General features: G+C 36.4%; 1 pseudogene. It reads left to right on the forward strand.

The window, feature by feature from the left end:
* Positions 1–217: pseudogene (locus V6255_RS18715) on the forward strand (ABC transporter permease); the annotation flags it as partial.

Genomic DNA, 217 nt, shown 5'->3' on the forward strand with positions numbered 1-217 from the left:
CGCACGGTGCCGTGACGTTGTTATTAAGACAATTGGGTATATTAGGTAATTTTGTTTTATATAGTAGTTCGGGTCTATTAGCCCTTTATATCTACTTTCAAATTCCAGTTGGGGCTCTTCTTTTATATCCCGCTTTTTATGCCTTAAAAATAGATGCTTATGTAGCCTCAATGTTACTAGGTGCAATCTCTCGTCAATACTGGATGAAAATAGGATT

Source organism: Psychromonas arctica (assembly GCF_038155225.1).
In the GTDB taxonomy this organism is placed as follows: domain Bacteria; phylum Pseudomonadota; class Gammaproteobacteria; order Enterobacterales; family Psychromonadaceae; genus Psychromonas; species Psychromonas arctica_B.